Genomic DNA, 19,804 nt, shown 5'->3' with positions numbered 1-19,804 from the left:
TTTATCCTCCAGCCCTCATCTATAGGACGCCCAATATGATCATCAGCAACGACAAGGTAGTCACCATCGACTATTCCCTCACCGATGAAGAGGGAGAGCTGATTGACAGCTCTGTAGGTGAAGAACCACTTATTTATCTGCACGGACACCACGGAATCATTCCCGGATTGGAGCAGGCGTTGGCCGGGCATCGCACGGGTGACAAGGTTGAAGTATCCATTCCGCCCGAAGAAGGTTATGGCGACTGGGATGAGGATCTGGTGGAAGTGGTTGCCAAGGAAGATTTTGATGATCCGGAAGATCTCGAAATCGGGACGCAGTTTGAAACCGAGACGGACGAAGGTGCTCGTCTGGCCACGGTGATTGATATTGAAGGCGAAGAGGTGACCGTTGATTTGAATCATCCTCTGGCCGGAATGACGCTGAATTTTGATGTCACGGTACTGGATGTGCGTGATGCGACTGCAGAAGAACTGGCTCACGGCCACGTACATGGTGAGCACGGTCACGAACATTGAGCGAGGCTGTTCGCCGCAGGAACAATTTCTGAATCCTGTTGCGAAGCGGTAACGGCTTGCGCGCTTTGGGTTTGATGTCCGGAACCAGTGCCGATGGCGTTGATGCAGCGGTGCTGGATTGCGATGTTACTCCCGCACGGGGATATGCCGGTTTATTCAGCCAGGCTTTTGCTGCGCCCTTGCTGGAAATGGTGCTTGCTGCCAATGGCCCGCTGGGCGTTGAGCAAATGGCCATTCTGGATCGGCAACTGGGAGCCTGTTATGCGGAGGTGGCAGTGGCTGCCATCCATAAATTGGGTCCGGTCGATTTTATTGCCCTGCATGGCCAGACCATTCGGCATCAGCCGCGTGCTGTTCCCGGTTTTACCCTGCAGATTGGTTCCGCTGCTGATGTGGCTATCGCTACGGGTCTGACGGTGGTTCACGATTTTCGGCGAGCAGATGTTGCTGCTGGAGGTGAGGGTGCACCATTGGTTCCCCCATTTCATCAGCGCCTGTTCCAGGCAGATCAGCCACGTCTGGTCCTGAATCTGGGCGGTATGGCAAATTTAACCTGGATCCCTGGCGGTGATGACTCCCGGGCTTTGCAGGCCTTCGATACCGGGCCCGGGAATGTATTGATTGATGCTGCGGTCCGGATTCTGAGCGGAGGCGAAGCCTGTTGCGATCTGGACGGCAAATTGGCAGCGGCAGGTAAAGTTCAGGCGTTGCCCCTCGACCAATGGCTGAAACACCCCTATTTCCGGCAATCTCCACCCAAAAGTACCGGTCGGGAAAGTTTTGATGATCGGCTGGTCCATCAATGGTGGAATGACTGGAAATATTCGGGGGCGGATTTTGTTGCTACGTTAACGGCATTGACGGCCATAACGGTGGCAGATGCCCTGCGAAAATGGACACCGGATGCAAAAGAATTGCTGGTGTTTGGCGGCGGCGCTGAAAATCCAACGCTGATGCGGGAATTGCAGTCGGCTTTACCTGAGTTGCAGGTACATAATGGTTCAGAACAAAGCGGGATTCCCAGTCAGGCGCTTGAGGCTTTGGCCTTTGCCTGGTTGGGTGAACAATGCTTGCGAGGAAAAGCTCTAGCCTATGGTCAGGTGACGGGAGTTCGTGAGCCGGTAGTATTGGGCAATATTCTGCCAGGCAGGAACTGGCTGGAATTATTATCTCGACTGGCCCACGCTTAATATCTGGTTCTGTCATCTAAAAAACGGCAGAGGGTCAGGAGGCTTTGCAGCGACTTTGTCCCGCGCCGTTGTTGTTCTTGGCGAAATCCAGCGCCCGTCAGGAGAGCTGTTTGAGCCCGTAGGGCGAGTTCTCTCCTGACAGCAGGATGAGCCTTAGAACAACAGGCAAGGGGCGTTGGAGCAAAAAGCCTCCTGACCCTCTGCCGTTTTTTAGATAAGTTTTATAAAAATTGCTGCGGCATTGGGTTTATGAGGAGCAGATTTTGGTAACAGCAGTAGAAACATGGCATCCCGGTGGAGAAACTGCCGTCTACGGAATCATCGGTGACCCGGTAAAACACAGTTTATCCCCCTGGATGCATCGGCTGTTTGCGCAACAACTGGGGATCGACATGGTGTATGTGCCATTTCCAGTGATGGCTGCTGACTTGCCCAAAGCGCTCAAAGGGTTGGCGGCAGCCGGTGTATTGGGACTCAATGTCACGGTGCCGCATAAAGAATCCACAAAGATCCTGATGGACGAGCTCAGTCCAGCCGCAGCGCAGATTGGTGCAGTAAATACGGTACATTATGCAGCGGGTCGTTTTATGGGAGACAATACCGATGCTGTTGGATTTCAGCGGGCTTTGGAGCGTCATGCGGGGGATAATTGGCGCTCTGGCCCCGTTCTGATAATTGGTGCGGGTGGGGCAGCCCGGGCCATTATTTATGCCTTGGGAACGGCTGGCTGCCCCGCTATTTATGTGGCCAACCGCCATGCCGAACGCGCCGAAAAACTGGCGGCTGAATTTCCCCAATTCCCCCTGCATCCTCTGCCACTGGAACGACAAATCCTTGCCCGGATTTTGCCGCAGACGCTATTGCTGGTGAATACCAGCGCCTTAGGTTTGTATGGGGAAAGCCATCCGGAACTGGATCTGGAGTCGTTGCCAAATCATGGCAATGTGTACGATATCGTCTATAACCCGTTGGAAACCCCATTGTTACGCGCGGCTCGTCAGTACGGACGGGTTGCTATTGACGGGTTGGGTATGCTGGTAGAACAGGGGGCTGAAAGTTTCCGGATCTGGACGGGCGTTCTGCCGCAAACCCAAACTGTGGAGGATACATTACGTCGATGGCTGCAAACCCGGAACAAATCACTTTAACGCCCGTATTGCGGGCACTGGTCAGCAATGGGTTGGGTAATGAGGCGCAATTGCTTGCCCTGGCTAGTGATCCCGGGCGGGGAAAAAAACCATTACTGTTTTATGCAGTAGAAAAAGGGGCTGTTTCGGCACCTGCGCTGATGGCGCATTTATCCCAGCGCTACAATATGCCAATGCTTGATCTGGATGCGGTCATGATTGATGACCTGTTGATACGCCGGATTGATAAAAATCTGATGAGCCGTTATTTCGTTCTGCCCTTGTCCAAACGCGGCGAGACACTTTATCTGGCGATGGCAGATCCTACCGACTTCAAAGCCGTTGAGGACATCAAGTTCAATACCGGCCTGCAAGTTGTGCCGATACTTGTGGAAGCCAACAAGCTGATGCGCGCGGTAAACCTGGCCAATAATGCCGGAACAGGAATTGATGATGTCTTCCTTGAAAAGTCATCAGATGTAAATACCGATGATGCCCAGGAAGAATTTGATTTATCCAAGGATAGCGATGGCACTGTGGATGATGCACCGGTGGTGCGTTTTGTGCAGCAGCTGCTTTTGGATGCGATTCAGCGCGGCGTATCGGATATTCATCTGGAACCCTATGAGAAGGATTTCCGGGTGCGTTACCGCCTGGATGGGGTGTTGCAGGATGCTCTGCATCCGCCACTGGCCTTGCGGGATGGGGTCACGTCGCGGCTGAAAATTCTCTGTCGCCTGGATATTTCGGAGCGGCGTTTGCCTCAAGATGGACGCTTGCGGGTGCGTGTGCCTCCGGCTCGGGTCATTGATTTTCGTGTGTCTTTCCTGCCAACAAGTTTCGGGGAAACCATTGTCCTGCGTCTGCTGGATCCTGCCAGTTCCAGGGTACCCATCGAGCAACTGGGTTTTTTACCGGAACAACGCAAAGCCTTTGAAGAGGCCATTCACCGTCCCTATGGCATGATTCTGGTGACCGGACCTACCGGCTCCGGTAAAACCACGACGCTATATACTGCATTGAACATTCTCAATACGGGTGACTGTAATATCAGCACGGCGGAAGATCCGGTAGAAATTCCGGTGTATGGAATCAATCAGGTGAATATCAATGAGCGGATCGGCTTGAATTTTGCCGCTGCCCTGCGGTCATTTTTACGTCAGGATCCCGATATTATCATGGTCGGTGAAGTCCGCGATCTGGAAACCGCAGAAACTGCGATAAAAGCTGCCCAGACCGGACATTTGGTGTTGGCCACGCTCCATACCAATGATGCACCTCAGAGCCTGACCCGTCTGGAGAACATGGGTATTCCTACCTACAATATCGCCGGTGGAGTGCACCTGGTCATGGCCCAACGTCTGGCCCGAAAGCTGTGTACGCATTGCAAAAAGCCGGTTCGTATTCCTGATCAGGCGCTTGTGGAAGCCGGGTTTGCTGCGGATGATCTGCAAGGCTGGCGTCCCATGGGTCCTACGGGTTGTGATGAATGTAACAAAACGGGCTATAAAGGGCGTACGGGTCTCTATCAGGTCATGCCAGTCAGTGAAGCGATGCGCGAAATCATCATGCGGGGTGGCACCGCTATAGATTTGGCACGACAGGCAGCCAGTGAGGGGGTGCTCACCATGCGCCAGAATGGTCTACGCAGAATCAAGGAAGGCATAACCAGTCTGGAAGAAGTTTTGCGGGTTACCAATCTGCAATGAATAACTGATGCAGCACCACAAAATTCAAATTTATGGTATCTGAGTCCATCCAGCAGGACGGATCCTGGCGGCGTCTGTGGGGTGTTTCCGCATATCGCCTCCTGATTGCGGCGGCGATTGCCGTATTGGTGCAATTGCCGTTCAGTAAAAGCATTCTGGATATAGATGCGCATAATCATCCGCTTATTGTGCTTACGCTGGTCGCTGCGGGAATAAGTCTGTTTTATATTTTGTTCCTGCTTATGAAGTTTCCAGGCCAGACGCGTTGGCATATCTGGTTACAAGTGTTGATGGATACCGTCCTGGTATTGCTGCTCCTGCGCTATGGCGGTGGAATAAACGGTCCCTTCAGTATTCTGCCTTTTTTGTTGTTGGTGTCTGTGGCCAGTTTGCTGCGTGGCAGGGGTGCTTTTTTATTTGTCTGGGTATTGCTGCTACTTCTGGTGCTGGAGTCTCTGCAGGGGGGCATGACTAGTGTGCATCCTCTTTTGGGTCAGTTATTCATTTATATCCTGGCCTTGGTAGCAGTAGCCGTGCTGGCGGACAGTCTGGTGCGGAGTCTGGATCGCGACCATCGTTTGGCCCTGCAACGTGACCAGGAGCTTTTCAACCTCAATGTGCTCAACCGGGAAATCGTCGAGCACATGGATGTGGGCGTCCTGGTGCTGGATAAGCATAACCGGGTTATCCTGAGCAATCCGATTGCCCGCAAACTCTCCGGTTACCGGTTTTGGGGCAATGTACCCGTTGCCCTGGATCTGGTGCAGGCGCGTTTGGCCGCCATGTTGATTAAAAATCATGGGAACGACACTGAAGTTCTGGTTCCTTTGGGTCCGGAAGATCCGGCTTTACGAGACCAGACTCCCTCATTGATGGTACGAAAAATTACGCTTCCTGGGAGTCCCTACCGGCTGTTGTTGTTAAGGGATGCTTCTGTGTTGCGGGCGATGGAGCGTGAGGCGCAACTCGCCGCATTGGGGCGCTTGGCTGCGAATATTGCCCACGAAATCCGCAATCCGCTCAGTGTCATCCGTCACGCAGCCAATCTGCTTGATGAGAGCATGGAAAATGCCAGTTCTCGGCATTTATTTGAAATTCTGGAAAGGGAAACGGTGCGTATCAACGCCATTGTCGAGTCGGTGCTGGAAATGGCGCGACCGGGACCCGCCCATCTGGAGCCCATCGCCTTATCCAGCTGGTTGCCGAAATTGATTGTTCAGCTTCAGGCCGATCCGCAGTTGGCGGACATGCATGTGCTGGTTCAGGATATTCCCATGAGCTTGCTGATTTACGCAGATCCCGCACAATTGCGTCAGGTTGTCTGGAATTTGCTGCATAATACAGCCCAGTATGCCGTTGACGAAGATGGATTGGTGCGGGTGGAAATCAGTGCAGAACGTTATGGAAAAGAACAAATCATGCTGACTTTAAGAGATTTCGGTCCCGGCATCCGACCGGAAGTCATGGAACGCATTTTTGAGCCTTTTTTTACGACCAACTCTCGGGGTACCGGACTGGGTTTACCAATGGTGCGCGAGTTGATCCAGATGAATAATGGACAAGTGCTTTGCGAAAATCACCCTGAATGTGGTGCTATCTTCAAAATATTTCTGCCCTGTTGGGACCCGCACGAGGAGGCGGCATGATGACGAATTGTCCTGTTCCCTCGGCATTGGTCGTAGATGACGAGCCCAATATTGTTGAATTATTAAAGATTACTTTGCAGGGTATGGGGCTGCAGGTGTCCGGAGCAGGTTCTCTGGCGGAGGCTCATGCCCGTCTATCTCATGATCTCCCCTCGCTGGTGCTGAGCGATTTACGTTTGCCAGATGGTTCAGGTATTGATTTGGTGCGATATTTGCACAATGCCCATCCACATATTCCGGTGGCCGTCATTACGGCTTATTCATCAGCGGATGGTGCTGTAGAGGCCATGCAGGCTGGGGCTTTTGACTATATGTCCAAGCCCATTGAGTTGGCACGCCTGCGTCAGTTGGTGGCCCAGGCGCTCAAGCTGAATCATCCCCAGGGTATGGAGCAGGATGCGACGAACCGGCTGATCGGTCAGTCTCTCGTAATGCAGCAATTAAGAGCAGATATTCGCAAACTGGCCCGTAGTAATGCCCCTGTTCATATTACGGGCGAGTCAGGAACCGGCAAGGAGCTGGCTGCACGGGCTATTCATGATTCCAGCCTGCGGCAGGACAAGCCTTTTGTGGCCGTGAATTGTGGCGCGATTCCCGAAGGTTTGATTGAGAGCGAATTATTTGGTGCCGAAAAAGGCGCTTATTCTGGCGCAACCCAGTCCCGCCAGGGGCTTTTCCAGGCGGCTAACGGAGGCACGCTTTTTCTGGACGAAATTGCTGAGTTGCCCATGTTGATGCAGGTCAAGTTGCTGCGTGCCATTCAGGAGCGGGTGATCAGGCCGCTGGGTGGAGCGCGCGAAATTTCTTTGGATCTGCGGTTTATTTCGGCGACGCATCGCGACCTTGGCGCGATGGTGGAGGCTGGGAGCTTTCGTCAAGACCTTCTATATCGGCTGAATGTGGTGCAGTTACACATGCCGCCATTACGGCAACGACTGGAAGATGTTCCCCAGCTAGTCGAGGCGATTCTTCAGCGCATCAATGGGCAAGCAGACCAGAGCCCGACCATTTTGGCGGAAGACGTCCTGGAAAAGCTGCAGCAATATGATTTTCCGGGTAATGTGCGCGAACTGGAGAATTTGCTGGAGCGTAGTCTGGTATTTCCGGACAAGAATATTCTTGAAAATGGAAATCACGTTGCTCCGAACCGGAATGTGGACCGAAGTTTCTCTTCAGTCGCTCCGAAAACCGAATCCGGGGTTGCCTGCACCCTGGATAGTGCCGAAGCCGATTTGCTCCGATCCGTGCTTGCAGAGGTCTCTGGAGACCCTGTGGCAGCGGCGACACGACTGGGTATTTGTCCACAATCTTTTGCACTCAGATTGACCCGTGCCGTGACTGGGAGGGGGAGGTGACGCCACTTTTTCCCGTTGCCGAATACGTTTTTGTGGGACTGTTCGGGTTGCTGATTGGCAGTTTTCTCAATGTGGTCGTGCACCGTGTTCCTCGCCGGGAATCAATCATTCGGCCTTCTTCCCATTGCCCACAGTGTGGGCATGTGCTCCATTCCTGGGAAAACATTCCGGTGCTGAGCTGGTTATTGCTGCGTGGTCGCTGTCATTCTTGTGGTAGTTCGATCTCCTGGCGCTATCCGGCTTTGGAGTTATTAACGGCGATATTCAGCGTAGTGGTTGCCTGGCAGTGGGGATTCCGTTGGTCATTAATTCCTGCACTGCTTTTCACCTGGGCTTTGTTGGCGCTTACCCTGATTGATCTGGAAACTCAATTGCTCCCGGACCGCATTACCAAACCGGGTATGCTCCTCGGTCTGCTCATTAATGCTTCCGCTTTTTTGGGGTCGGGACTAGCCCTGACCACGCCATTGAATGCCCTCCTCGGTATTTTTCTGGGATATGGCAGCTTATGGTTGCTGGCGACCGTGTATTTGAAAATGACCGGACGGCATGGCATGGGTGGTGGCGACCTCAAGCTGCTGGGTTTAATCGGAGCCTGGCTGGGTTGGCAGGCAGTATTTCTGACACTATTCATAGCGGCAATAAGCGGAGGGTTGGTAGCCATTGTTTTCCTGCTGGGCGGGAAAGGGCGGGACTATGCCATTCCCTTCGGTCCCTATCTGGCTCTGGGAGGATGGCTCATGCTGCTCTGGCCTGGTGATATTGTCCATGCGTATCTGCATTTTCTGGGAGCTTGAGCCATTATGCACATAGGGCTGACAGGCGGAGTTGCCAGCGGCAAAAGTACCGTGGCGGAGATGTTGGGGGCCTTGGGTGCGCATATTCTGGATGCGGATCTCATGGCCCGTGAGCTGGTTGAGCCGGGCCAGCCGGCCTACGCGGAGATTGTCCGGCAATGGGGGCCACAATATTTGCTGGCGGATGGTTGTTTGGATCGGTCTTTGTTGCGGGACCGGATTTTCAGCGATCCGGTCGCCAAAAAATGGCTGGAGTCCCTGTTGCATCCCCGGATTCGCCAACTTTTTCTGGACCGCAGTCAAAGCCTGCAAAAGGATCAGCCCGAAGCGGTCATCGTCTGGGTAGTCCCGTTGCTTGTCGAAAATCATTATCAGGCCCTGCTGGATCAGGTTCTGGTCATTGATTGTCCGAGTGCTTTGCAAATTGAACGATTACAGTTGCGTCCCGGCTGGTCCAACGCGCAAATTGAGGCTGTTCTGGCGGCACAACTTCCGCGTGCCGAGCGGAATGCCGCTGCAGATTATGTTATTAGCAATGAAAAAGACGTGCAGGCGTTGCGCGAAGCCATTTTGCTTTACTGGGACACAGTTTATAAAGCCCGTGGATTTGCCTAGAAAAATTGCCTGTGGCAACCTGTCGGTTGATGCCCGAAAATGGTGCATCAATTGCTGTCGCTATGAACGGTTTTTACGGATAAAAAAGGACAGGCATGGCAGTTTATGAGCATCCCCTCCACGAACGCGCCCGATTGTTGTTGCGCATGGAGAGCGTTTTTGCGCAGGTGCAGCGTATTCATGAGGGAGATTTGCGGCAGGCACTGCGTCCATATAATGAACTGCTGGATTTTTGCAGTCGACCTGAGCTGCGTCTGGACTTGATTCTGGAGCTGGAGCGACTTGGGCAAAGCCTCAGTATCTGGTCCCAAAGTCCTGAGGTGGATGAGCGGCCTCTGCAGGCCTGGCAGTTTCGCATTAATCAGCAACTCAAATTACTGCGTGAACATCGGGAAGCTTTTGGAGAGTTATTACGACATCAGGAAATCATTCAGCTGGCGCGGGGTCGTATGGGGGTGGCTGGCGGTTTGGCAGACTGCGATTTACCTTTGTTGGCTTTTTGGAGTCAGCAGGCACCGGAACGCGCGAAAATCCTGCTTGGTGGCTGGGAGAAAGGGCTGGAATTATTGCAGCAAAGTGTCGATTTGATTCTGGCTTTGCTGCGGGATTCCTGTGCATGGTCACTCGTGGATGCTCAGGAAGGGCGCTATGGTTCTGCCCTTGATCCGCGTCGACCGCCCTCATTGATCCGTCTGGAAATTGCCGATGATATGGATTGTTACCCCAAAATCAGTGGAGGTATTCATCGTTTTCACATTCAGTGGTTGCAATGGTTGGACCAGGGCGCGGGCCGCGCGATAGAATCCACCATCACCTTCAGGCTGGGTCTGAGTGCCCTGTAGACAAATTTTCATTGCTTAATTAAAGGATCGGCGCATGCATATTGGGACTACCCTGACACAATTCATTACGGAAGAAACACGACGGCATCCTCAGGCCTCCGGAGACTTTGCTGCACTTTTGAATGATCTGGCCGTTTCCTGCAAGTTTATCGGTGCACAGGTTTATCGGGGTGCCCTGGTAGGGGCCCTGGGAAGTGCCGGGACTGATAATGTCCAGGGCGAAGTACAGAAAAAGCTCGATATTATTTCCAACGACGCCATTTTGCACGCCATGGACTGGACGGGTCATCTTGCGGGGATGGCTTCCGAGGAAATGGATGATCCTTATTCCATCCCCAATAGTGTTCCCAGAGGTAAATACCTGCTTCTTTTTGATCCTCTGGATGGTTCCAGCAACACGGATGTTGGGATCAGTGTCGGAACGATTTTCAGCATTCTCAGAGCGCCAGTTGCGGGACGGGATGCCAGTATGAAAGATTTCCTGCAGCCGGGTGTGGAGCAGGTGTGTGCCGGTTATGCCCTGTATGGGTCCAGTAACATGCTGGTTTACAGTACGGGGCACGGGGTCAATGGCTTCACCCTGGACCCGTCCATCGGCGAATACATTCTCACCCACAAGCAAATGACCATTCCGGAAGACACCAGTGAATATGCCATCAACATGAGTAATCATCGGCACTGGCAGAAACCGGTACAACGTTATATTGATGAGCTGAACCAGGGTACAGAAGGTCCGCGTGGGCGGAATTTCAACATGCGCTGGGTGGGTTCCATGGTTGCGGATGTTCACCGCATTCTTTGCCGGGGCGGAATTTTTCTGTATCCCTTTGATCAGAAAGACCCCAAAAAACCCGGTAAACTCAGGTTGTTGTATGAAGCCAACCCCATGTCCTATCTGGTGGAGCAGGCGGGTGGTGCAGCAAGTACCGGGACTGCACGGATTCTGGAAATACAGCCGGAGGGACTGCATCAGCGAGTTCCCGTCATTTTGGGCGCTAAAAATGAAGTCGAACGGGTGCTCAGTTACCATCAGCACTGATTTTTTCAGCAGAACTGAAAAAGCTCCCGAGTTTGGTCGGGAGCTTTTTGTTTCACACAAACCGCGCATTATGGGGGTGTGATCAAATTTTCAAGAAATGTCAGTATTTACTCAAATCAAGTGCTAAATGACTTGGTGTGACTCTATATAAGTGGATAGATTGCGCAGGCAACTAAAAATTTCCATTTTATTTTCACTATCGTTGGCTATGGTCACCCCGTATTTTTTTGATACAACCATAGATATCTCTAAAATATCAATAGAATCAAGCCCTAATTCTCCACCATATAGTGGTGATTCAGGGTCGATGTTGTGCGGTTCGGTAGAAAGATTCAATGTTTTTATTATCAGTGAGCTTAATTCCATTTCCTGGGGCGTAAGGTTGTTCATACTTGACGATCTCCATTTTTTTGAACTGAGATAAATCAGGATCATTATGTTATATTAATTCTAATTTTTTTATTTTCTATAAATATAATTCCTCTAAAAATAATTTTTAAAATTAATCGATTAAAACAAAATTGATGCTGAGATCAACTTTTTTGACGGCCAGCAATTGCCTCTTTTCCCTGTTTTAATCTTCTGCCCCCATCGTTGGAGGTAGGTGCCAGTCTCCAAAAGCTGTAGTACGGCCAAATACCTCGCAAGTACTAAAATTCCAGCCTTTCTGCACAATGAAAAGCGCCATTTACCTTCTAACAACAGGGTATAGATTACCACAGGGCATGCAACAATGAATACATTGCTAAGAATATGTTATCCATTCCATGCGCCAGCTGAATGGTTATGTAGATCTGTGATGACCATTTTTCAATTTTGTAAAAACTAATGAGGCATACGCGAAGATGTCAGTGGCAGTGTGTTTGTGGTCAGCCACTTGCTAGACTGGACAGGCTTTCGTCTGTAGCATAAACCGCAGTATAAGTCAGTGGAATACACATCAATCATCTTAATTGATATTCAACATGGGGAAATTAGAACAATGAACTCAGCCATGAGAATTTTTGGAATATTATCGGTAAGTTGTTTGACTTTTGGGCTGATTGGTTGCGCAAACGACGCGAGTAAGCCTGCATTAATCTCTTCGTCTGCCCAAGCTAATGCTGCGGCCCCGGCTCCTACAGCCAGTACAAACTCGGCACCAGCACTTGAGACAAAAGCTCCCGTGGTTCTTCCTGCCCCCGGCTCGCCATTCTCCAAATTGAAAGTAGGTATGTCCAGACAACAAGTCGAGCAGTTGATTGGTTTCCCAAGTCATACTTCGAGCCATATCACCGGCAAGCAATTTATCCCATTCTACTTTGGCGGTGATACGCGTCGTACGGAAGCATTTTACAAGGATCAAGGTGTTCTTACCTATGACAACAACTCTCGATTTGGATCCACAGATAGTTTGATTAAAATAACAGTGGATACAAATACACCATAAAAATATATGGTTATGGTTATTTTCTCTGGGGGTTGATCTGCTTAAGGTGGCTTGGAATTGGAGGTTTTTGGACATATGCAGTTAACCTCAGTGCTTTGGGTTCTTGCAGGGGTGGTGGTTTTGGTAAATGTTGGACTGGGCTTTCTGGTAATGTGTCCCCGTTGCAAAGTGATCAGCAGTAATCTGGTACGCTTGCCAGAAAACGCTGTTAAGCGTGGTGAGATAGTTTTGACGTTCGACGATGGACCAGATGCCTATGTGACTCCCCTGATACTGGACCAACTCGACAAATATTGCGCTAAGGCCAGTTTTTTTTGTATTGGCAAGAAAGCAGTCGCACATCCGGACTTGCTCGCGGAAATCGTTCGTCGAGGGCACAGCATTGAAAATCATAGTTACAACCACCGAAATTTGTTTGCATTTTGCGGGATGAGAAAATTGACGATAGAAGTCCTAGCTACACAACAGGTCTTGAATTTAGCCAATAATAGTGTCAATCCCAGGTTCTTTCGTGCACCTTTTGGTTTTCGAAGTCCTTGGTTAGGCTTTGTTTTGCGCCAGTTGCACATGCAACATGTGGCCTGGACCCGGCGCGGTTATGATACGGTTTGTCATAATTCTGATTTGGTTTTCCGTCGCCTCGTCCATAATTTATCTGCAGGTGATATTTTGTTGATGCACGATGGAGGGTCGGCGAGCACGGTTACCGGTCAACCCGTCGTCCTTGAGGTGTTGCCTAGGCTATTGGAGTGTTTTGAACAACATGATCTACACAGTGTGTCTTTGCCAATGGCACTTGATAACAGTGGTTTCTAATTTTGTTTATGGTTCAGGCGTCTGCTGAGGGCGTAATCGTTGAGAATGTTTTGTGAAAAATACAGTGGAGAAGACAACAAATGGAAAACGAAGAAATAACCGGTCCGAGCCTGACAACAAAAATTTGCGATGTTCTGGTGATCGGCGGTGGACCGGCGGGCTCTACAGTCAGTGCGCTGCTGGTGGAACGGGGCTATCAAGTGACGGTTCTGGAAAAGGTGCATCATCCTCGTTTTCATATTGGAGAATCACTGCTTCCGGCCAATTTGCCCTTGTTGCAAGAATTGGGCGTTGCAGAAGAAGTGAAGCAAATTGGCATGGAAAAATGGGGGGCGGAATTTAATTCACCCTACCATACTGAAAAGCCGCAGAACTTTGCTTTTGCCGACGCATGGGACAAGACTATGCCAATGGCATATCAAGTGCGGCGCTCGGATTTCGACGAGATACTTATTCGCAATGCCGAGCGAAAGGGTGCCAAGGTTATTGAAGGTTGCCGAGCCAAAGCAGTGGACTTTTTGCCTGATAATGCGGGAGTCCGGATCCTTGCGGAGTATGAAGATGGTCGACAGGAAAATTTGCAGGCACGCTTTCTTGTGGATGCATCTGGTCGCGATACCTTTTTGGGAAATCTTTTCAAGCAGAAGCGTCGTAACCCAAAGCATAATAGTTCGGCTCTTTATGCGCATTTTCAGGGGGCTCGACGTCTTGAGGGTAAAGAGGAGGGTCATATTTCTTTTTTCTGGTTTGAGCATGGATGGTTCTGGTTTATTCCCCTCGCTGATGGAACGACCAGCGTGGGATCTGTGGTTTGGCCGTACTATCTGAAATCCAGAACAAAATCAGTAGAGGAATTTTTTATGGACACCATCGCGTTATGTCCCGATCTGGCAGCGCGGCTGGTGAATGCAAAACGTACCAGTTCAGTGAATGCGACTGGCAACTACTCATATGTCTGTGAACAAACCCATGGTTCCAACTATCTATTACTCGGTGATGCATTCGCTTTCTATGATCCGGTTTTTTCTTCGGGGGTCATGTTGGCAATGCAAAGTGCTTTCATTGGTGCAAAGACCATTGACACTTGTTTGCGTGAGCCGCAAAAAGCCACAAAGGCGCTCAGACGTTTTGATCAACAGGTGCGCCATGGAGGCAAGGTGTTTTCCTGGTACATCTATCGAATCACCCAACCGACTATGATTGATCTTTTTATGCGTTCAGGGAATATTTTCCGAGCTCGGGAGGCGGTTATCTCGGTCCTTGCGGGAGATATTTTCAAGAAGACACCGATCAAACCTTCGCTCGCCGCCTTCAAGAGTATTTATTACTTAGCTTCTTTGCGGCATGCGACGCGTTCGTGGTCAGCCTGGAAGCAACGAAAAGAAAATATACGGGTAGAGTGACCTCCAGTGTTTTATCATCAGGCCGATATAGCTTGGGAGATCTTTTGGTAAAAATTGGAGAAATCGAAAGTCTATTTTTTAGCGGTGGGGTATGAGCCAGATTCCGGACGCGGGTTCTCCAAGCAGATTCCGGACTCTGCGAGAATACCTCATTTTTTATTGTGGACTAGGTTTGTTGGCAGGCATCAGTTTGTTATGGACCTTGTTGGCTTTGCCATTAAACCTGATTTTGCCGAGAAAATGGAAAACGCTCACCGGGCGGATAATTATTACTATGGGTTTCAGAATGTATTTGTGGGCACTTTCTAGTATGGGCGCTTGCCATTTTAATCTGCAAGCACTGGATATTCTCCAAAATGATTCGCCCATGATCATTGCGCCTAATCATCCGTCCATGCTGGACGCGCTGATGGTGATTTCGCGATTGCCCAATCTGGCGTGCATCTTGAAGTCTGATTTGGTAAATAACCTGTTTTTTGGTGCGGGGGCTCGTTTGGCTGGATATATCCGCAACGATTCTTTACGCAAGATGATTCGCCTTGCCACGGAAGACCTGCGCGGTGGTAGCCATTTGCTGCTTTTTCCGGAAGGTACCAGAACTACACGCCTCCCCATTGGGACCGTGCATGGCAGCATTGCCCTGATTGCCAAGGAAGCCAAGGTACCTATTCAAACTGTGTTTATTGAAACCGACTCGGCTTTCCTGACCAAAGGCTGGTCTTTTTTTCGTAAACCATCTATGCCTATTCATTATCGGATCCGTTTAGGCAAACGCTTTGCCCCACCGAGCGATGTGCGTGGTTTTACGGTTGAGCTGGAAAGATATTTCGAGTCAGCAATGACGGAAGTTCCATTCCCGCCGCTTTATCCAACAGAAGCAGAGAGACAATGAACGAAGCTTCAGTCACCCATCTGGTATTGATTCCCAGCTATAATCCGGGCCCAAAAGTATATGAAACCGTTGTTTCGGCGCGGTTGCAGTGGAACCCCGTATGGGTTGTAGTGGATGGCAGTACTGATGGAACAGCTGCTGGACTGGAAGCTATGGCTGCCAAAGATAGTGGAATACGCGTTTTTCAACGCTCCGATAATCAGGGTAAAGGTGCAGCTGTGCTTTTTGGTTTGGATCAGGCGGCTGCTCAAGGTTACACCCATGTGCTTACAATGGATTCCGATGGGCAACATCCCATGGAGCGTATTTCCGACTTCATGGCGGCATCACATGAAAATTCAGACGCCATGATTCTTGGGGTTCCGGTATTCGATATCAGTGCGCCGGCCTTGCGTGTAAAAGGCCGGCGGATATCCAACTGGTGGGCCAACCTGGAGACACTGGGTGGTGGCATTGGTGATTCGCTGTTTGGTTTTCGCGTCTATCCTGTTTCCCCACTACGGCAGCTGATGCATGCACATCGATGGATGCGGCGCTTCGATTTTGACCCTGAGGCGGCAGTGAGAATGTCCTGGCTTGGTGTCCGGATTATCAATATGCCCGCATCAGTGCGTTATTTTGATATGGATGAAGGGGGGGTATCCCATTTCCATTATTTGCGGGACAACCTGCTGCTTACCTGGATGCACACCCGTCTGTTCTTCGGATTTTTGTTACGCCTCCCAGCATTGTTTTTGCGTCGTTATTCAGCGCGGACACAATGAGTCCACTGGATCCGCTGACACCGGCTGGCGCAGGAAGGTCGCCCCCGGGGGGGTGCATTTGCCAGGCGCCATCTGTGGTTTATGCCATTGCTCCGTTGATGGAAATAATCTGTCCACTGATATAGCCAGCTTGTTCCGAGGCTAGAAATCCAACCAGATCGGCCACCTCATCCGCGCGTCCGGCACGTTTCATTGGCACTATTTGCGCAATGGTTTCGGTAGTGAAGGTTTGAGCACTCATGTCCGTGGCGATTATGCCAGGCGCTACTGCATTCACAGTAATGCCCCGGCTGGCGACCTCCAGCGCCAGAGATTTGGTGGCCGCATGTAATGCTCCTTTAGCTGCCGAATAATTGACCTGACCACGGTTACCTGTTTGGGCCGACACCGAGGTGATATTGATGATACGCCCCCAGCGGGTACGGATCATAGGCATGAGCACTGCCTGTGTTACATGAAAAAAACCATTGAGTGAAACATCTATCACGTCATGCCACTGCCTTGCATTTAGGGCCGGAAAGGCTGCATCGTCATGAATGCCCGCATTGTTGACCAGAATCTGGATGGGGCCACATTCAAGTTCTTTCTGCAAGGTTGTATTGGTAGCCTCAACGTCAGTGATGTCAAAAGCCAGCGTACTTGCTTTTCCACCAGCGAGTACTATCTGGTCAGCTAATGCTTGGGCTTTTGGCAGGTTTTGGTGGGCGTGAATAATGACTTGGTGGCCATCTTCAGCAAGTTTTCTGGCTATGGCTGCACCAATACCGCCACTACCACCAGTCACCAGTGCACGCTTCGGTATGCAGCTTATACTCATTCGAGTGTGGTCAAGGGGGATTGCAAAAAGGGTTCCGCTGCCGGCTTATTGACACCCAATAAAAGCGCCGCACGTCCTTCCAGCAGCACACAGTTCGCAGCCATAACTGTAAAGTGATATAACACATTGCCTTTGTCAGCCAGTTTTTCGGCCTTAATTTTTATATCGCATGCAATGTCATCAAGGCGCGACACATGCAAGGCAACTTCCCGTACGCTGATGAGATATCCTAAATGAGTTGTATCACTCTCCCCTGTTTTTGGGCACGACAAAGCGTTATGTACTGCCATGCTCTGTGCTGCGTATTCAATGCCGCAGGCAGCGCCGAGTCGTCCATGGGCACGGAGAGGCAAAGTCTCACTGCGGTGACTGGTTGCCCTGCAGGTGATGGTGTTTTCATCCCACTGTTCCACGGCTTCAAGCAAATGCATTTGACCCTGATGGGGTATATGTCCGCCAATCCATTGGCGGTCTAATGGCACGGTGCTATATCCACACTTAGACAGGATGGATTCTCATAATTCAGAACAACACAGCCGGCTTTTTCAATTGCTATGCGCTGAAGCAGCGGCAGGCAGCGTGCTGCAGGATTGGATTGGCGCAAAATTTCAAGATCAGGATGGTTCATGGTCTGCACAATAGCATCCGCGAATAGGTTCTCGCTGCAGATACTGACCTGAGCTAGTGTTTTTCCAGGGCTAAGTGTAGATTTTAGCAACAGTGCCACGGCAAAAGTGTCAACAATTGGTCGGGCATCGTACAGAGGCTGAGGATAGTCACTTTCGCAGGCTATTAACAGCACAGGTATTTCCGTAGTGGCCAAGAGCACAATGGCTTCCAGAAGTCCAGCGGCAAAGCTTCCATCATGTGCACTGACCACAGAGGATGGTGTCATTGCACCCGCAGAAATGCCCCAATAACCAGAAATCGCATTGTGTACGGAATTATGAAACTGAGTGGGAGAAATCATGGTATCTCCAGATGCCAGCGCTGTACAAATCGAATGACAGATGCGGCCATCACTTCCAGACGAAGCAAAAACTGATGCAGGTTCTGCGGGCGGCACATTAGCCATAGCGCAGGCTGCATGACCTACCTCCAAGGCAGCCATGACTCCTGGGCTGGCGCGACGTCGTTCTGCTGTTGGTAACGAAGCTGGGGGTGATAATACGGTTCTCTGATTTTGGTAAGGAGATTGCCCTGTCAGTATAGCCAAGCCTTGCGACCAGCTTCCAAGTCCAGGGCCGAGCAGGCCAATACCATCAAGATAAGCACTGAGCACTGTCATGATGTCATTTCACTTGAAGGAGCGACCAAAGACCAAACTGCAGTTGCTGCCACCAAAGCCGAAGGAATTACTTAACACATGGGAAACCCTTTGCCTTTGGTTTGAAGCAAGATATTGAATGCCAGTTGACGTATCTCTCTGATTAGCTTTTGGGCCTGCTGGCAGCAAATTATTTTGAATGGCAATGGCACAAATAACGGCTTCCAGAGCCCCTGCAGCACCCAAGGTGTGTCCAGTTGCTCCTTTTGTAGAACTACATGGCGTATTGATGCCGAAGACACTCGCCACGGCTTTGGCCTCGGAAATGTCGTTATTGAGCGTGGCGGTACCGTGCAGGTTGATATAATTGATGTCTGCGGGCTTTAAACCGGATGTGGACAGAGCTTGTTCCATAGCAAAACGTGCTCCGAGACCCTCAGGGTGGGGGGATGACATGTGATAAGCATCGCTGGATTCACCTACACCTAACAGGAGTACCTCATCTCCGCAGTGATCTTTTGGCATGCGCTCTACGAGCAGATAAGCTGCTGCTTCGCCAATGGATATCCCTTTGCGATCATCGCTGAACGGTTGACAAGGGCCGTCGGCCAATAGCCCCAAGGAATGAAAACCGTAAACAGTGGTAGCGCATAACGAATCTACGCCGCCAACAACTGCAGCGTCAATTAGTCCCAAGTCCAGCATGCGTTTTGCTGAAGCGAGAGCCTTGGCGCTGGATGAGCAGGCAGAAGAGACCGAAAGGGCCGGGCCTTCAAGGCGTAATTTGCGCCGTACAAAGTCACTTAAAGAGTAGGGACTGTGGGTGGCAGCATAAACAAAATCTGCTGGCAGGCTTCCCCTTACCGGGTCACGATGCTGAAATGCCAATTCGGTCTGGAGAATTCCGGCGGTACTGGTCCCCATGTAGACGCCGATGCGCTTGCGACCCCATTTTTCGATGGCAGCTTCTACCGCCTCCTCAAATCCATCCTGGCGCAGGGCCATTTGCGCTAACCGATTATTACGACAGTTGAAATCCCTTAAGTCCGGACTTATCTCTTCGTCGTCAACGGCGTCTACTTCGCCGACCCAGGTGTTGATGTTTATATTCTGAAAGACACGATGACGCAGTCCGCACTGGCGTTCGCTCAGTGCAGTTTTTGTCTGTTCCAAACCGCGTCCAATGCTACTCGTCGCAGTGAATCGTGATATAAGCGCCGATGTCATGTATCTTATAAGTTACAACAATAAGTCATGACAGCATTGTGGTCGGGGCCCCCATGAATGTCAAACCGGTTTAGTCGGATGCCAGGAACTGAAATTTGAGGTGGACATATCTTGATAGGGCAATCATCTACGGTATTTGTACGTTTTCTTTCTGTACGAGCTGGTGCTCTGCCTGTCTGACTGGAAGAGCGGAGCCTGGGGCAACGGAGTCAACGGGTAAGGGCTCTTCGTCAGATTGAGTGGGTAGGGGGTAGAATGCTGTGGAGCGGTCGTGCCCTGAATAGGAGTTAGCTGATGGTCCCTGAAGAGCTGTTTTCTCTCGCGTTAGGATTGGTTCCGCCGTGGTTGGTG

The 19,804-nt window shown here is 50.8% G+C and carries 20 protein-coding genes; 15 read left to right on the top strand and 5 right to left on the bottom strand.

The features are described from left to right. The first annotated feature begins 35 nt into the window (after positions 1-35). The 10 genes from H7F08_RS00700 (at position 36) to H7F08_RS00655 (ending at position 10,838) form a co-directional block, all read left to right on the top strand. Positions 36-518 carry an FKBP-type peptidyl-prolyl cis-trans isomerase gene (locus H7F08_RS00700; protein ID WP_024893405.1) on the top strand — a complete coding sequence of 161 codons (483 nt, stop codon included), beginning with the start codon at positions 36-38 and terminating at the stop codon, positions 516-518. A 56-nt stretch (positions 519-574) separates the two neighbouring features. Then, positions 575-1,708 (top strand): anhydro-N-acetylmuramic acid kinase, encoded by a 1,134-nt coding sequence (locus H7F08_RS00695; protein WP_024893404.1) that lies wholly within the window; start codon positions 575-577, stop codon positions 1,706-1,708. Positions 1,709-1,971: 263 nt separating this feature from the next. After that, a complete protein-coding gene (locus tag H7F08_RS00690; protein ID WP_024893403.1) occupies positions 1,972-2,856 on the top strand; it encodes a shikimate dehydrogenase in 885 nt (294 codons plus the stop codon). Next, a complete protein-coding gene (pilB, locus tag H7F08_RS00685; protein ID WP_024893402.1) occupies positions 2,826-4,544 on the top strand; it encodes a type IV-A pilus assembly ATPase PilB in 1,719 nt (572 codons plus the stop codon). The genes H7F08_RS00690 and pilB overlap by 31 nt, the downstream gene beginning before the upstream one ends. A gap of 32 nt (positions 4,545-4,576) precedes the next feature. After that, complete coding sequence (locus tag H7F08_RS00680; protein ID WP_024893401.1) at positions 4,577-6,190, top strand: two-component system sensor histidine kinase NtrB; 1,614 nt, start codon at positions 4,577-4,579, stop codon at positions 6,188-6,190. After that, entirely contained in the window at positions 6,187-7,545 is a 1,359-nt protein-coding gene (locus H7F08_RS00675; protein ID WP_050816103.1) for a sigma-54-dependent transcriptional regulator, read from the top strand. Before H7F08_RS00680 ends, H7F08_RS00675 begins: the two co-directional genes overlap by 4 nt. Continuing rightward, positions 7,542-8,342, top strand: a complete 801-nt coding sequence (locus H7F08_RS00670; protein ID WP_024893400.1) for a prepilin peptidase — start codon at positions 7,542-7,544, stop codon at positions 8,340-8,342. The genes H7F08_RS00675 and H7F08_RS00670 overlap by 4 nt, the downstream gene beginning before the upstream one ends. Positions 8,343-8,348: 6 nt before the next feature. After that, the gene (gene coaE, locus H7F08_RS00665; RefSeq protein WP_031569871.1) at positions 8,349-8,957 is read left to right on the top strand and encodes a dephospho-CoA kinase; all 609 of its coding nucleotides are present in this window, start codon (positions 8,349-8,351) and stop codon (positions 8,955-8,957) included. Positions 8,958-9,052: 95 nt separating this feature from the next. Next, the gene (zapD, locus tag H7F08_RS00660) at positions 9,053-9,799 is read left to right on the top strand and encodes a cell division protein ZapD (protein WP_024893398.1); all 747 of its coding nucleotides are present in this window, start codon (positions 9,053-9,055) and stop codon (positions 9,797-9,799) included. 34 nt (positions 9,800-9,833) lie between these two features. Then, positions 9,834-10,838 carry a class 1 fructose-bisphosphatase gene (locus tag H7F08_RS00655; protein ID WP_024893397.1) on the top strand — a complete coding sequence of 335 codons (1,005 nt, stop codon included), beginning with the start codon at positions 9,834-9,836 and terminating at the stop codon, positions 10,836-10,838. A 123-nt stretch (positions 10,839-10,961) separates the two neighbouring features. Here the strand turns inward: H7F08_RS00655 and H7F08_RS00650 are convergent, their stop codons facing one another. Continuing rightward, entirely contained in the window at positions 10,962-11,228 is a 267-nt protein-coding gene (locus H7F08_RS00650; protein WP_024893396.1) for a phosphopantetheine-binding protein, read from the bottom strand. Positions 11,229-11,766: 538 nt separating this feature from the next. On the opposite strand from H7F08_RS00650, the gene bamE reads away from it, so the two are divergent. The 5 genes from bamE to H7F08_RS00625 all read left to right on the top strand — a co-directional run bounded on the left by bamE (position 11,767) and on the right by H7F08_RS00625 (position 16,142). After that, positions 11,767-12,267, top strand: coding sequence for an outer membrane protein assembly factor BamE (gene bamE / locus H7F08_RS00645; protein ID WP_140391095.1), 501 nt, complete (start codon positions 11,767-11,769; stop codon positions 12,265-12,267). Between the two features lie 57 nt (positions 12,268-12,324). Beyond that, positions 12,325-13,083, top strand: a complete 759-nt coding sequence (locus tag H7F08_RS00640; RefSeq protein ID WP_024895508.1) for a polysaccharide deacetylase family protein — start codon at positions 12,325-12,327, stop codon at positions 13,081-13,083. A gap of 80 nt (positions 13,084-13,163) precedes the next feature. Next, complete coding sequence (locus tag H7F08_RS00635) at positions 13,164-14,486, top strand: NAD(P)/FAD-dependent oxidoreductase (RefSeq protein WP_035209650.1); 1,323 nt, start codon at positions 13,164-13,166, stop codon at positions 14,484-14,486. A 91-nt stretch (positions 14,487-14,577) separates the two neighbouring features. Then, the gene (locus H7F08_RS00630) at positions 14,578-15,378 is read left to right on the top strand and encodes a lysophospholipid acyltransferase family protein (protein WP_024895477.1); all 801 of its coding nucleotides are present in this window, start codon (positions 14,578-14,580) and stop codon (positions 15,376-15,378) included. Further along, complete coding sequence (locus H7F08_RS00625; RefSeq protein ID WP_024895476.1) at positions 15,375-16,142, top strand: glycosyltransferase family 2 protein; 768 nt, start codon at positions 15,375-15,377, stop codon at positions 16,140-16,142. Before H7F08_RS00630 ends, H7F08_RS00625 begins: the two co-directional genes overlap by 4 nt. 79 nt (positions 16,143-16,221) lie before the next feature. On the opposite strand, the gene fabG is transcribed toward H7F08_RS00625, so the two are convergent. Genes fabG through H7F08_RS00605 form a run of 4 tightly spaced genes read right to left on the bottom strand, consistent with a single transcriptional unit; the run spans position 16,222 to position 19,453 of the window. Further along, positions 16,222-16,959 carry a 3-oxoacyl-ACP reductase FabG gene (gene fabG / locus H7F08_RS00620; RefSeq protein WP_031569592.1) on the bottom strand — a complete coding sequence of 246 codons (738 nt, stop codon included), beginning with the start codon at positions 16,957-16,959 and terminating at the stop codon, positions 16,222-16,224. Next, entirely contained in the window at positions 16,956-17,390 is a 435-nt protein-coding gene (locus H7F08_RS00615; protein WP_226831401.1) for a 3-hydroxylacyl-ACP dehydratase, read from the bottom strand. The genes fabG and H7F08_RS00615 overlap by 4 nt, the downstream gene beginning before the upstream one ends. Positions 17,391-17,431: 41 nt before the next feature. Beyond that, positions 17,432-18,247 (bottom strand): beta-ketoacyl synthase chain length factor, encoded by an 816-nt coding sequence (locus H7F08_RS00610; protein ID WP_193639664.1) that lies wholly within the window; start codon positions 18,245-18,247, stop codon positions 17,432-17,434. Between the two features lie 9 nt (positions 18,248-18,256). After that, on the bottom strand, positions 18,257-19,453 hold the full coding sequence (locus tag H7F08_RS00605; RefSeq protein WP_031569586.1) for a beta-ketoacyl-[acyl-carrier-protein] synthase family protein: 1,197 nt from the start codon (positions 19,451-19,453) through the stop codon (positions 18,257-18,259). Positions 19,454-19,804 lie beyond the last annotated feature (351 nt).

Source organism: Acidithiobacillus sp. HP-11 (genome assembly GCF_015100075.1).
In the GTDB taxonomy this organism is placed as follows: Bacteria; Pseudomonadota; Gammaproteobacteria; order Acidithiobacillales; family Acidithiobacillaceae; genus Acidithiobacillus; species Acidithiobacillus thiooxidans.
Note: the sequence above shows the minus strand (reverse complement) of the source record. Positions and strands in the feature narration are given on the sequence as shown.

What these genes read in the sequence shown, in the direction of transcription:
- H7F08_RS00700 (WP_024893405.1), top strand. Translation starts at nt 36, where the DNA reads ATGATCATCAGCAACGACAAGGTAGTCACCATCGACTATTCCCTCACC.
- pilB (WP_024893402.1), top strand. Translation starts at nt 2,826, where the DNA reads ATGGCTGCAAACCCGGAACAAATCACTTTAACGCCCGTATTGCGGGCA.
- H7F08_RS00680 (WP_024893401.1), top strand. Translation starts at nt 4,577, where the DNA reads ATGGTATCTGAGTCCATCCAGCAGGACGGATCCTGGCGGCGTCTGTGG.
- H7F08_RS00675 (WP_050816103.1), top strand. Translation starts at nt 6,187, where the DNA reads ATGATGACGAATTGTCCTGTTCCCTCGGCATTGGTCGTAGATGACGAG.
- coaE (WP_031569871.1), top strand. Translation starts at nt 8,349, where the DNA reads ATGCACATAGGGCTGACAGGCGGAGTTGCCAGCGGCAAAAGTACCGTG.
- zapD (WP_024893398.1), top strand. Translation starts at nt 9,053, where the DNA reads ATGGCAGTTTATGAGCATCCCCTCCACGAACGCGCCCGATTGTTGTTG.
- H7F08_RS00655 (WP_024893397.1), top strand. Translation starts at nt 9,834, where the DNA reads ATGCATATTGGGACTACCCTGACACAATTCATTACGGAAGAAACACGA.
- H7F08_RS00650 (WP_024893396.1), bottom strand. Translation starts at nt 11,228, where the DNA reads ATGAACAACCTTACGCCCCAGGAAATGGAATTAAGCTCACTGATAATA.
- H7F08_RS00635 (WP_035209650.1), top strand. Translation starts at nt 13,164, where the DNA reads ATGGAAAACGAAGAAATAACCGGTCCGAGCCTGACAACAAAAATTTGC.
- H7F08_RS00630 (WP_024895477.1), top strand. Translation starts at nt 14,578, where the DNA reads ATGAGCCAGATTCCGGACGCGGGTTCTCCAAGCAGATTCCGGACTCTG.
- H7F08_RS00625 (WP_024895476.1), top strand. Translation starts at nt 15,375, where the DNA reads ATGAACGAAGCTTCAGTCACCCATCTGGTATTGATTCCCAGCTATAAT.
- fabG (WP_031569592.1), bottom strand. Translation starts at nt 16,959, where the DNA reads ATGAGTATAAGCTGCATACCGAAGCGTGCACTGGTGACTGGTGGTAGT.
- H7F08_RS00615 (WP_226831401.1), bottom strand. Translation starts at nt 17,390, where the DNA reads ATGCATTTGCTTGAAGCCGTGGAACAGTGGGATGAAAACACCATCACC.
- H7F08_RS00610 (WP_193639664.1), bottom strand. Translation starts at nt 18,247, where the DNA reads ATGACAGTGCTCAGTGCTTATCTTGATGGTATTGGCCTGCTCGGCCCT.
- H7F08_RS00605 (WP_031569586.1), bottom strand. Translation starts at nt 19,453, where the DNA reads ATGACATCGGCGCTTATATCACGATTCACTGCGACGAGTAGCATTGGA.